We start from the raw sequence: 12,785 nt of genomic DNA, 5'->3' as shown, positions 1-12,785 counted from the left end.
CCAATAACCAATGTATCTACTTTGTTCCACTTTCATGAACTAATCCCGTATCTTGGTGTTAAATGATTAAAAATGATTTATAAAAATCATAGGCTTTTTTTCAATCCTGTTGAACCATTAAATTCTTCTTAAAGAAAGGTAATACATGCTTCCAATATTGTGGATCTGTTTCTGTGCTTCGATGACCTTGACTTTCAACATAAATATGTGGAACATCTACACGTCTCAAAATATAATCTAATTCAGATGAAGGAACAAAGTCATCCTTAATCGAGTGAATCAAAAGAACAGCTGATTTTGTATTTTTGAGAGCTTGAGGTACATCAAACTCCTTTACCTCCTTTCTTGTTATTCCCGCTCTTATTAACATCATTTTAAAAATCATTGGTCCTAATGGATAATAGGGTAGCTTATAGAACTTTAATGCTGCCTTTATAACCGTACTGAACTGGACAGGAATAGAATCAGCCACCACTGCTTTTATTCCAATGTCCTCTTTTATTGCTATTACACTACCAAAACCACCAAACGAATGAGCTAATATGCCAATCCGATGCGGATCAATTTCATTTCTTGATTTAGCATAATGGATCGCAGCTATGACGTCATCCCGAAAAATTTTTACTGTAGGAGCCTTAACACTATCGCTTTCTCCATGACTTCTTACATCAAATAGTAATAAGGCGTATCCCGCTTCGTAAAGAGGCTTTACATATCGCTTCATTTTTGCCCGGTTAGACCCCCAACCATGAACCAAAATAATTAGAGGACTTTTTTGTTCACTCGATTTTGCTGGGATAAACCATCCGTTTACTTGATCCTTTCCACTTTTAAAACTTACATTCTCATAAGGGAAATCTGGTGCATTATCTACTGGATATTTTCTGGGAGTTTGGCTTTTTATAGTGAGTTTCCAAACAATTGAAACAAACGATACTAAGAATATGAAACAGGCCGAAAATAAAATAAGCACGTAATTCACTCCTTTATAAATTCAGCATCTTAAAACAAGAAACTAAACGGTCTCTTTTTAACCGAAAAAAATTTATGAATAACTCATTTGATTATACTTTTATCATTGTAAATAACTTGCCCAACATATAGGTCCCTTGAATAGTGGATTTAACATGGCACAATTAAAATTATCCTAATTTTGAAAAGAAACTTTCCGGTATGTTCAATATGTGGATTAAGTTAATCTTTCTATAATAGTCGCGTTAGCCATTCCATTTGCTTCACACATAGTTTGTAAACCGTAGCGTCCTCCGGTTCTTTCCAACTCATTCATCATCGTAATCATTAATCTTGTGCCACTTTCTCCAAGCGGATGGCCTAATGAAATTGCACCGCCGTTTGGATTCAGTTTATCAGTGTCGACACTGAATTCTTTAAGCCATGCAAGCGGAACAGAAGCAAATGCTTCGCTAACCTCAAAGATATCTATATCTTGAATGGAGAGACCTGCTTTTTTCAATACTTTCTTTGTTGCCGGAATTACTCCAGTAAGCATTAAAGTAGGATCAGCTCCAATAACTGAACGGCCAATTATGCGAAACCTTGGTTTTAATCCAAGTTCCACTGCTTTTTCTCTTGACATTAACAATACAGCAGCTGCACCATCAGATATTTGGCTGGAACTTCCAGCTGTAATTTTTCCATCCTCTTTAAATGACGGTTTTAATAAACTAAGTTTTTTAAGGCTTGTTTTTTCTCTTGGGCCTTCATCTTGTGTCACCACCGTCTTTGTTCCATCTGGCAAATATACTTCTACAGGCATGATTTCTTTATCAAATCGTCCCTCATTTCTGGCATTAATAGCTTTTTGATGGCTTTTCAGTGAATATTCATCCATTTCCTGTCGGCTGATTTCCCATTTTTCCGCAATTCTTTCAGCTGATAATCCTTGACTGATGATTTCATATTTAGAAGTAAGTACTTCATTTGGTGTAACACCAATTCGATTTGACCACATTGGTACGCGCGACATACTTTCAACTCCTGCGGCAACGACAATATCCATGTCACCACTGATGATTGCCTGAGCAGCAAAATGAATAGCCTGTTGACTCGATCCGCACTGACGGTCTATCGTTGTTCCAGGGACTTCAATTGGGTAGTCTGCAATTAATAATGCCATTCTTGCAATGTTAGAAGCTTGCTCTCCAACCTGGTCAACACATCCCATTATGACGTCCTCAACCAGTTCAGGTGAAATTCCTGCCCTTCTTACCACTTCCCTTAAAGGTTTTGCAGCTAATTCCTCTGCTCGGATTCCACTTAACAAACCATTGTTTTTGCCTATTGGAGTTCTAACACCTTCTACAATAACCGCTTCACGCATAAACAACTTCCTTTCTACCTAATAAATTTTCATACAATTTAATAATGGTAAAAATTCGATAATCTCAAAAAGAAACCAAACGGTCTCTTTTTAAGTAAAAAAATTCCAAGCAACAATAATTGTTGCTTGTTCATAATCCTTAAATAGAAAAGGAACGGATATAATTTTGCAAATGATCTAAGGCATTATCCAAGTAAATGGAATCATGATACAGCCGACTTAAGGCCAAGCTTCCTTCCAAAGTAGAAATTATAATAATTGAGGCTTGTTTGGCATTAACATCCACGCTAAATTCATTAGTTTCTTGCCCCTTAACAATTAACCCTTCCACGAACTTTAATAAATCTATCATTGAAGAGCGGACGAGGGAAGCTAATTCAGAAGAAGTATCGTCAAATTCAATTGCACCGTTCATTAGCGGGCAGCCCCCAGGTAATGGAAAGCCTTTTTCTAAATCCTGAAAAACACTTAGTACAGCAAACAAACGATTTTGCATGCTTTTTTTATCTTTAATTGCTTGCCTATAATGCTCAGTCATAATTTGAACAGAATACTCAAATGCTTCAATAGTTAGTTCTTTTTTGCTTTCAAAGTGCCGGTATATCCCCCCTTTTTTCAATCCAGTCTCTTCCATAATGTCACTAATTGAAGAAGATGCATAACCTTTTTTGTTAAAATGAGTTGAAGATTTAGAGATGATCATTTGCCGAGTCTCTTGACCTTTTCGCAATTTCCCATCCACTCCTTTTGCAAAATGAGATATTTGAAATTACATAAGATCTACCACGAGATAGAGATTTTCACAACTAAAAGAGACCGAACGGTTTCAATTGGTTAAAGTATACATCAATTTGAATTCATTATCAACAAGTAGATTAAAATACAATTCATTAGATTTTGAGGACGTCTCTATTGTTTTCATTCCCAGTGCTCATTGCAAACAACTTATAAACAACAAAGAGTCACCTTTACGACTACTTAGTCACTCCATCCAATCATGAAATTAAATCCATTGAGGATGAAATCCTGCGAATAAGCGAGTATTGGTGTGAAAATTGAACTAAACTGAGGAGTTCCAGTAGGATACAATCAAATAAAAGAGAATATTTATAACGTAGGACGAAAGTGCAATCAGCACTGATTGAATACTTCATACAACTTGCAATTCTTGATGCTAAGATAAATTTATGAAAATGGGTGAGTGTATTAGCAATTTTTCAGTATGAAGTTTTTTTAGCAGTGGTTGACAATGGTAGTTTCACTAAAGCAGGGGAGAAACTAGGGTTGTCTCAATCAGGAGTAAGTCATAATATTTCAACGCTTGAAATGGAACTAGGAATGGTATTACTTCATCGCAATCGTAATGGGATTTCTTTAACTGACGCCGGAGTAAGAGTCATATCACATATACGCCAGATTGTTCGTCATGCAAATTTGCTGGAGCAAGAAGCGGCGCTTATTAAAGGAATTGAGATAGGAAGCATTAAAATTGGGAGCTTCCCTAGTTTTTCTGCAAAAATCTTTCCTCGTATTATTAGTACCTATGTTAAAATGTATCCTCATATTCAGATAGAACTTTATGAGGGTGGCTATGACGATATAAAAAATTGGCTAACATCAGGAACTATTGATATAGGTTTTCTTCCGCTTCCAGCAAATGGATTCGAAACCATTCATTTATTTACAGATAGATTAGCCCTTTTAGTTCATAGAGATCATCGTTTGAGTACACAAAAACAAGTTCATATTGAATCACTACATAATGAACCATTTATCATGCCTAAAGGTGGATGTGATACTTTAATAAAGGATTTTCTCAAAAAAAGCAACGTACAACCTACTGTTCTTTTTGAAGTTATAGACAACAACACCATAATATCTATGGTTCAAGAAAAGCTAGGCATAACCATTATCTCAGAAATGATTTTATCTGAAAAAATGTCAAACACAAAAGTTATTCCCCTAGAACATGACTTGGTTCGTGAAATAGGCATGGGGCTAAAATCAATTAAGCAAGCTTCACCTGCTGTCAAAAGATTTATTGAGATTACAAGAGGATATTTTAAAGAAACGGCTCGAATTTGAAGTATTTTGGAAAACTTCCGATTCAAGCCGTTTGCATTTATATAGTTAAGATTCCACGAATAGTTATAATTGCTGCACCTGCCACTTTAATGGCTGGGTTAGATTTATTAGGAATTACCGTCACATTAAGCAAACCAGGTCTTCCCACTGCATCACCTTGGGCAATTTTTAAATTTGTTGTTTTTGTTTGGGAAATGAGACCTTCTAAATAAAGAAAACCAGCTAATGCCCCATTTGCAGCACCTGTAACCGGATCCTCAGGAATACCAATACCCGGGGCAAAATCTCTCGTATATATATCAACATCTTTCTTCGTGTTAAACGTATATAGATGTGTAGTACTAATCGTATTTTCTTTATTATGTTTTGCTAGAGCTGCTAAATCCGGCATTGCTTCATCGATGGCCTCTTGATCTTTAATCGGCACGAGTAGATGCCAGTTACCTGTATTAGCTAGTTTTATGGGATATTCCAAATCTATACTATCAAATTTAACACCAATCATTTGACTAAGGATGTTTAAATCAATTGCAATTTCTTTCGTTTGTGGGGTAACTTGTGTCATCTCCACAACAGTTAATTCACCACCTTCTTTGTGCCACATAACAGGTATATTCCCAATATTCGTTTCTAAAACAATGCCGTCTTTATGTTTAGCTAGACCAAATTCCGTCGCCATCAACCACGTTAACCCGACCGTTGCATGACCGCAAAAATTGATTTCTTCAGTGGGAGTGAAAAATTTCACTTTATAATCTGCGTTATTATTTTGTGAAGGCAGTAAAAAGACAGATTCAGGTAAATTTAACTCTTTAGCAATGCTTTGCATTTCACTAACTGTCAACTTTTCTGCATCTAATACGACTCCCGCAGTATTTCCTCCAAACTTTTGTGTAGTAAAGGCATCTACGTGATAAACCCTAATTTCTCTCATCTTTATTAACCCCTTTCATATCGTGCTAACTTGATTGTATGCCTTCTTATTGAAGCAGTAAAATGAATGTTTTTTATGCAATAAATCAGAAATACGAATGGATTTTGGAGTTCAGCCAATATTTAAAGTTCCTAACAGGTTTTTCTCTATTTAACAAATTGACGATATATTTGACTATGTAACACCATCAGATTTGTTTAACAGAGCCATTCTAAAAAGAACGACCATAAAAATAAGGACCCTAATCAAGGTCCTTCATTTCTTTGAAATAAATAGGTGGAATCATAAACCCTTTTACGGCTATTAAATCTTTATGGCCTTTCACTTCAAAAACGGTTTCAATCCCGTGCTCCGTCCTACCAATCTGTTTACCTAGAGGATATTCATCTTCATATATGAATGGGTTTACTGATTGATATGTGTGATCTTTGAAATAAGCGTAATGTAAAGCATATGTAGTGTCCTCCCCAGCATTATATTCAATCTGATATATCGGGAGCTTTTGATAGTGAAAATAAAAATATACAGGGATTAAAATACAAAGCACCGAAACAGAAAGAATAAGATATTTTATCTTCTTTTTCACATTTGCGCCCCTTTTTCTACCCTTTTAAGTAAATAAAGGCCTAATCTTCAAGATTCCCAACTGAACGGATGTCTCAATATACCCAACAATCTGGTCGAATGTAAAAACGTTTAGTTTTTCATTTAAAACTTCCTGGCCATATTCCATGTCACCCAATACATATGGAACAAATTTTTCGACGTCGCCAGCTTTCACCTCTTCCAGGTCCAAAATTGCCGGAAAATGATCGAAGGTTCTTTTCAGCTCATCGGTAAAACCATAGTATTCCAGCAGTTTGCCATTCAACATCCGAAAATCGTTATGATAAAACTGATAATATCCTTTATCAGCCTCCATTCGATTCCTTAACCATGGAAGATAAAAACCTCTTAACCATATGTCATCCGCGATTAAATGTGTATAAAAGCCCATTATGTATTCATTCTTGCTTTCTACCAACGTACTGTATTTTTGAAAAAACCCGCTATAATCAACCCTTCTCGTAAAATCCTTTACATCGCCCACAAAGAAATGCGATGCATTTTTCTCTTCGTAGGAAAAAACAGCATCTGGCGCTATACTCCCCAGCAAAAATGATGTTTTATCTTTTATGGATAAACTCTCGGCAATTTTATGGCCGATAATCGAATGCATGATTCTTGATCCCATCTTCTCCCGCCTTATCATATGGTTCTTTACTACTTTTGTATTTTTTCACCCCACTTGTTATATTCCATATTTCGACAGAATTTCCTTCATTGAATTTCAATTTTTCTTCCGGCAAATGATTCACCTTATCCCCAGCCCAAAAAAAGTGCCCGGCCCCATATTGTGGCGGGACCAGGCACCTTCTGACTTTTATTTATTTATTATTTCTTGCCGATTGTGTACGTAGCCTGCTTTTCAGCGACTTTAACGCCATTGGCATTGGCGCCACTGAAGACGACTTTGTACGTTCCTTTTGCCGCGTTTTTATCAGGAGTATACGTAGTATTGTACGTGTTTCCTGTCTGCGGCTTCAGGGAGATCTCCGAACCATCCGGCTTAACGATTTTAACTGTCCAAATAATGGACTCACTCGCCTCTGCAGTGATGGAAACCGGAGTTTTGTGGCTGACGTCCGTGTTGGGAGTAACGCTTACTGACTTGATTTCCGGTGCTGGTACTGGATCAGGCTTAGGTTCTTCAGCCTTCGCAACTCGTTTAATCGTTACGGTCTTTGTTGTCGTTCTTCCTGACAGATCAACCGCGCGAATCGTGAAAATGTTATCTCCTTGGTTCAGGCTTACCTCGTGGCTGATGGTTTTTTCGTATGGAACCGCGGCTACCCATGAGCTCGGACCGGAGTTGAACAACACTTCGTCGTCATTCACGAACATGCGGATCGAATCGAAATTATCCTTCACCGTAATTTCAAGATTCGCTTTATCCACAGGTAAATCAACCGTTGCCGGAGCATTTACCTCAATTGTTGCCGGAGTCGTATCTACGAATACCGGGCGCCTTACAATTTGCATTTCATTGTCTGCCATATCAATAGCCTTAATCGTAATGTCATGGACGCCATCGTTCTCTACTGTAACGTTTGTCGAGAAATTATAACGATCGACCCCGCCTACAGTTACCTTTGTAATAGTAACTGCATTGCCATTCACATAGACTTCTTTAACGGCAGTATCGTCAGTGGCATAACCGCTTACTGGAATCGTCCTAGAAGTATGGATCGATGCATTTCCAGGAGCTGTAAGATAAATCGTTGGTGGTGCCGTATCTCCGCTTTCGTTAATTGTTGCTTCCTGGACAGTGATATTGTTGGCATAGTCGTAGGCTACAAGTTCAACTTTCGCCCCTGCAGGTACCTCTATACCGTCCAAGCTATAAGATTTTGCTGTTGGCAAAATAGCTGTGTTGGCTGGCAGTACGCTCTTTCCGTTTACTCTCACATCAAAGTTTTGAAGGCCAATTCCGCCGCCGTCCGTTGCTTCCCATGTAAGCTGCTTTTTAGCTCCATTGTAAACTGCATTCAGAACGACCGGTTTTGTTGTATCTACAACAAACGGAATCAGCTTTGATTGCCACTTGGCTTCCCTGTGCTGCATGTCCACACGTGCTTTAATTTCATAGAAATATTGTCCATCCGGTACTAGAGAACCGTTGACCTTTCCATCCCATGCACGTGTAGTGGAATAGGTATAACGGGCAGTTGTCAAGCTTCCATAATGCTTCCGGACATAGGTCTCATTCCGGATAGTACGGATTTTATTGCCATTCGCATCCAAAATATTGAACTGCATGTCTGCTGCGTTACGCACCAGACTCATAATCGGCACAATCGTTTCAAACATGCCATCACCGTTTGGAGAAAGCGCGAATTTACTCATCGCATTAGCATAACCCGTGAGTGGATCGAAACCGATGTAGACTCCACGGTTATCAACCATTCCCGCTTGCGGAGTTGATCCAGCTCCATCCGTGAAGAAGAATCTGCTGTCGATATTGCGCATACCATCAAGAATGCTCGGACGGTCCCACTCGCCGTAGAAACCGACATACGGCACTCCAAGGTTCACTTGTTTGCCATTTACATCCGTCAGGCGAACAAAGCCTTCAACGAAAATATCTTCCTTCAGGTCAAAAGTGGTCTTCACTCCTGCAGCTGTGTAACCAGGAATTTTCGCATTTGTAATATCAATCGTGACAGGAATTTCAACGCTTCCGCCAGCAGGTACCGTTACCGTAGCTGGTGCATTTACAATTGCTCCAGGCATTGGCTCGGCGCCCCTCAAATGCGGATCTCCGGTTGCGCCAACTCCCGCAGACCAGTTGACATCACCTGATGCCAGGCGTTGGATTGCGTCAGTCAAGACATCGACATTCACATTATATGTGACAGCATTATTCGAGTCGTTGATTGCTTTTACTTTGAAATCAATAACCTTGTTTGTAAAATCCCTCAGCTCCACTTTTGCTTCGTTCGTTGCCGGGTTGACTACGCGAACTGGGGTCAAAGTGGCATTGCGGATTTGCATCATTCCCGCACCTTGGAGGCGTGGAGAATATGGATGATCATTCGTGCCAATTGCAAGCTTTGCAGTGTTCATCAAAAGAACCTTCGCTAGGCGTGTCTGCTGGCTAAGTGGTAGGTTTTTATAAAGCGGGCTCTTCTTAATGTACTCCATGACAAGCGCGGATCCGCCTGCAACATGCGGAGCAGCCATCGAAGTACCGCTCATCAATCCATATTTGTTTTCATTAAGAGTTGAGTAAATATTGCCGCCAGGAGCCATGATCTCAGGCTTGATGTCAAGGCTTGGCGTTGTTCCCCAGGACGAGAATTCTGTTGGACGTCCATTTTGCGGGGCTACCTGTGAACCGGCAAGAGTGAATGTCAGCTTAGTATTGCCAGCGTTATACAGTTGGTTCAGCTGGTCTCCTGTCGGTTTCGTCACGAGCATGATCGGAACATCAAAACCGCCAAGGTCTCTGAAAATCGTACCGCCTGTACCTGCATCGATAACGATGATTCCGGCAGCGCCCTGCCTTGCAGCCTCAGCCGCCTTATCGATGAACGGACCAGGTGTGCCACCGCGCATTACGACGACAATTTTTCCTTTTACATCAAGCCCCGCATAGTCTGCTGGAGCTCCAAATTTGTTGCCAAGGGATACCAAATCATATTCCTTGTTGCCAGGCTTCTTCATCCAGTCATCTCCAGAATAGGCAACTCCGTTAAGAGCATTTCCAGACAAAGAAAGTGAATAATCATACCAAGTCTGCTTATTTCCGGATGCCGCAACCTGAATAGAATTGTACGAAAGTCCAGGTGCCCCAACAACGCCGATATCCGGATTTTCTGCAAATGGCGTCTTGTAGCCGCGGCCGATATGGCGGGAGTTCCCTGCGGATACGGAGCTAACAATTCCATTGTCCACCGCGCGTGTGATCGCCAGGTTGGCTGGATCATCAGCAGAATAGAACGATGCCACGGAGCCAAGGCTCATATTCAATACATCGGCACCAAGTTTGATTGCTTCATCAATCGCTACGATATAAATATCGGAGAAAGTGGACGCATAGTTCGGGTCGTTACTGAAAACCTTCATTGCCAGCAGCTGCGCTTCAGGCGCGACACCTTTTACGCCGCCATTGTCAGGATTTCCGTTGGCGGCGACAGTGCCCCCAACGTGCATGCCATGGTTGGAGCCGCCTGGCACCAAGTCACGGATTTCCTGGTTCTTGTCGAAATAGTTGTAGCCATAAGGGACTTTATCCGAGAAGAACTTTCCAGGAAGTCCATGCTCGGCAATTGCCGTATTTACTTTTGGCAGTGTCAGGTCCGCCTTTTTCGCATTGCTCAAAATCATATCGCGGTGGGATGGGTCGATTCCGGAGTCAATGATCGCGACGACCATTCCTTCACCTTTGTACTTGCCGTCCGCCCAGGCGCTGTACGACTGGATGAACTCATGGCTTGTCGTCATATCAGGCTCGACAACCGGCCGCTCATATTCATTGGCCAGGTAAACCTTATTGACTTCCGGCAGGTTCTCGATCTCCTTGATCTCACCGTATGTAACCTCGCCGCTAAAGCCGTTCATTACGGTAGTAAAATTATTTTTATAATTCATCTTGACCTTTTTATCGGCAAGTTTCTGTTTCACTTTTTGCTGTGCATTGGCAGCTTTGCTATTCAATGCTTTTTTGTCTTCTTTTGAGAGATTGGAAAACTTAACTCCTTTTTTGGTCGCATACTCAATCGCTGATTCTTCCTTGAGTTCAACAACGACCCTTACTTTTTCATTATCGGAAAAAGCGGGTTCATTTCCATCTGTCGGGGTGACAGATTCTTCCCCATTCTGCACTGCAGCCAATGCAGGAATTGCCTCCTCGGCGCCATTTTGTGGGGCCGCATACGCAAAGCTGGAGAATGATAGTAGTAAAATAAGGAACAAACTAAAACTCTTTTTCATTCTACGCATTAGGACTCTCCTTTTCTAATAATCTCTCTTTTTAACCAGCTAAACCCCTTTTCTTTTAAAAAATAACCACCCCCCTTCCAGTCCATCGGAATTCCAACAATTTAATTGTCAGAATAATCCGAATGTACCATGAGTATGTAAAATTATGTAAGTGCAATATGTACTAGTTGACCTGTTTTTCCAATAGGTCTTCATCCCTTGGTTTTTTCCTATAAATTCCACAATAGTTTAATAAGAGGTAAATAGACTCTCTGAAAGTTCGATTACGCTTGATTTCTGCCTGTAAAATATCCAACTTGTACTTCAATCAATCGAAATTTCGACCCCACAGCAACCGCATGTACATTTCCAGTACGGAATATGAGGAAATTCCTACTAATCCTCATTATAGTTTCTACGGCAGTCGAAGTATGTCTGTTCTTAATAGAGGCAAAAATTTTCGTTTGACAAGAAAGACGAGGTTTCCCAACGCAGTTGTCGATATACGTTTACACTTTGCCTATATTAAAAAGTCATTGCGGAAGCCAAATAGTTTAAAAAGTCAATATTTATCCATATCCATATAGGAGAAAAAGGAGGTAATTTCTTTTTTTTGAAGAATATATATAGCTAGAAAGAGAAATTCATGGGAATTGAGGAGGAATGGCATGAAAATTCAACAGTTTGTAATCGACAAGGCTGATGTAAGCCATCCTTTCGGAAAAGCATTCCATTGCGGAGGCGCTTGCTTTCCTGGATGAAACAGGATACCGCAGGGTGCCGGTTCTAGAAACGGGCACAAACCGATTTTTGGGCAATGTCGAAAAAATTGATATTTTTGAATATTCAGGCGATAAAAATGATAGTGTCCTGAAGATACTTAAAGAAGAGGACGGCTATGTACAGGGCGGGGATTCATTCAGGACGATTTTTAAAAGCATCAAACGCCTCCCTTACCTCGCAATCGTTGATGAGCAAGGGAAATTCGACGGCATCCTGACGCACGCGCAAATCATGGACCTCCTTGAGGATACATACAGCGACGGCATCTCATTGACCATCGGACTGTTCGATCAAAACCATGCGATTGAGCGGATTTCTGCCATTGTCGGCAAGCACACGAGCATCCTCTCTATGTTCACACTCGGCAGCAACCGCGCCGTCCGGCAAATCCATCTATCCATTCCAAAAGAAACGCCAAAAGAAACCGTCAACCAAATCATTGAAGAACTCCACGGCACTGGCGTCCGCGTAACCAATATCGAATAAATTGATCTTTCCAGTGGGGTTATGTCTTTCCCCACTGGAATTTATTTCTCAGAAGGATTTTCAATTACTATAGATAAAAAGGAGGAATTGTTTTGACTCAAGTGGAGCAAATGATGAATGAATGATTGCAACATCGAAATGTATTGGAAAATTTGCTGGAGCTCATCGATGACAAATATATAGATTTCAAGCCATGGGAAGATGCTATGACATTGGGAGAACTGGCTTTGCATGTTGCTGGCTGGAATTATTCGTTTGTTTCATTGGTCAAGACTGAAGAAATTGTTCCGCCAGACATTCCTGAATGTAAGACAATCGAGGAAATACGAAAAGTGGTAAAATCCTTTACCGAAAAAACAAAGAATACATATGAATTGTTGACAGATGCGGATTTAGAAGCTGTAAATAGTTCATCACATCCGAAATTAAAGGGACAGAAAAGAAGATATCTTGTGGCGATGTACGATCACGAAATACACCATAAAGGCCAACTATTTTTGTATGCACGTATGGTAGGTGTAAAAGAAGTTCCGTTTTTCCGCTAAGTATCTCTCCACAATAAATGGCGAAAGATAACAAGCCTAATTCCTAGATAAAAACATGGAGGGATTAGACTTTTAATATATCAAAATC

General features: G+C 40.2%; 10 protein-coding genes. 3 read left to right on the top strand and 7 right to left on the bottom strand.

Going from position 1 to position 12,785, the window contains the following annotated elements; all coding sequences use genetic code 11:
• Positions 1 to 100: 100 nt before the first annotated feature.
• The 3 genes from RB160_RS03860 to RB160_RS03850 all read right to left on the bottom strand — a co-directional run bounded on the left by RB160_RS03860 (position 101) and on the right by RB160_RS03850 (position 3,044).
• Entirely contained in the window at positions 101 to 973 is an 873-nt protein-coding gene (locus tag RB160_RS03860; protein ID WP_316568882.1) for an alpha/beta hydrolase, read from the bottom strand.
• A gap of 216 nt (positions 974 to 1,189) precedes the next feature.
• Complete coding sequence (locus tag RB160_RS03855) at positions 1,190 to 2,341, bottom strand: thiolase family protein (RefSeq protein WP_316568881.1); 1,152 nt, start codon at positions 2,339 to 2,341, stop codon at positions 1,190 to 1,192.
• Between the two features lie 139 nt (positions 2,342 to 2,480).
• Positions 2,481 to 3,044, bottom strand: coding sequence for a TetR/AcrR family transcriptional regulator (locus tag RB160_RS03850; protein ID WP_316568880.1), 564 nt, complete (start codon positions 3,042 to 3,044; stop codon positions 2,481 to 2,483).
• A 494-nt stretch (positions 3,045 to 3,538) separates the two neighbouring features.
• Here RB160_RS03850 and RB160_RS03845 point away from each other — a divergent pair, with 494 nt between their 5' ends.
• On the top strand, positions 3,539 to 4,426 hold the full coding sequence (locus RB160_RS03845; RefSeq protein ID WP_316568879.1) for a LysR family transcriptional regulator: 888 nt from the start codon (positions 3,539 to 3,541) through the stop codon (positions 4,424 to 4,426).
• Between the two features lie 37 nt (positions 4,427 to 4,463).
• Here RB160_RS03845 and RB160_RS03840 read toward each other — a convergent pair whose 3' ends face one another.
• From RB160_RS03840 to RB160_RS03825, 4 genes are all read right to left on the bottom strand, one after another.
• Positions 4,464 to 5,360 (bottom strand): PhzF family phenazine biosynthesis protein, encoded by an 897-nt coding sequence (locus tag RB160_RS03840; protein ID WP_316568878.1) that lies wholly within the window; start codon positions 5,358 to 5,360, stop codon positions 4,464 to 4,466.
• A 241-nt stretch (positions 5,361 to 5,601) separates the two neighbouring features.
• Positions 5,602 to 5,946 carry a hypothetical protein gene (locus RB160_RS03835; protein ID WP_316568877.1) on the bottom strand — a complete coding sequence of 115 codons (345 nt, stop codon included), beginning with the start codon at positions 5,944 to 5,946 and terminating at the stop codon, positions 5,602 to 5,604.
• Between the two features lie 24 nt (positions 5,947 to 5,970).
• Positions 5,971 to 6,594: a hydrolase gene (locus RB160_RS03830; RefSeq protein ID WP_316568876.1), complete on the bottom strand. Its 624-nt coding sequence runs from the start codon at positions 6,592 to 6,594 to the stop codon at positions 5,971 to 5,973.
• Between the two features lie 200 nt (positions 6,595 to 6,794).
• Positions 6,795 to 10,904, bottom strand: a complete 4,110-nt coding sequence (locus RB160_RS03825; protein ID WP_316568875.1) for a S8 family serine peptidase — start codon at positions 10,902 to 10,904, stop codon at positions 6,795 to 6,797.
• A gap of 711 nt (positions 10,905 to 11,615) precedes the next feature.
• On the opposite strand from RB160_RS03825, the gene RB160_RS03820 reads away from it, so the two are divergent.
• Together RB160_RS03820 and RB160_RS03815 are read left to right on the top strand one after the other, a co-directional pair.
• On the top strand, positions 11,616 to 12,152 hold the full coding sequence (locus RB160_RS03820) for a CBS domain-containing protein (RefSeq protein WP_396954664.1): 537 nt from the start codon (positions 11,616 to 11,618) through the stop codon (positions 12,150 to 12,152).
• Between the two features lie 125 nt (positions 12,153 to 12,277).
• On the top strand, positions 12,278 to 12,697 hold the full coding sequence (locus RB160_RS03815; RefSeq protein WP_316568873.1) for a DinB family protein: 420 nt from the start codon (positions 12,278 to 12,280) through the stop codon (positions 12,695 to 12,697).
• Positions 12,698 to 12,785 lie beyond the last annotated feature (88 nt).

The sequence above is a fragment of the Neobacillus sp. YIM B06451 genome, assembly GCF_032667185.1.
GTDB lineage: Bacteria > Bacillota > Bacilli > Bacillales > Cytobacillaceae > Bacillus_D.
Note: the sequence above shows the minus strand (reverse complement) of the source record. Positions and strands in the feature narration are given on the sequence as shown.

Excerpts from the sequence above, each read along its gene's own strand:
- RB160_RS03850 (WP_316568880.1), bottom strand. The coding sequence starts at position 3,044 with ATGATCATCTCTAAATCTTCAACTCATTTTAACAAAAAAGGTTATGCA.
- RB160_RS03855 (WP_316568881.1), bottom strand. The coding sequence starts at position 2,341 with ATGCGTGAAGCGGTTATTGTAGAAGGTGTTAGAACTCCAATAGGCAAA.
- RB160_RS03830 (WP_316568876.1), bottom strand. The coding sequence starts at position 6,594 with ATGGGATCAAGAATCATGCATTCGATTATCGGCCATAAAATTGCCGAG.
- RB160_RS03840 (WP_316568878.1), bottom strand. The coding sequence starts at position 5,360 with ATGAGAGAAATTAGGGTTTATCACGTAGATGCCTTTACTACACAAAAG.
- RB160_RS03825 (WP_316568875.1), bottom strand. The coding sequence starts at position 10,904 with ATGCGTAGAATGAAAAAGAGTTTTAGTTTGTTCCTTATTTTACTACTA.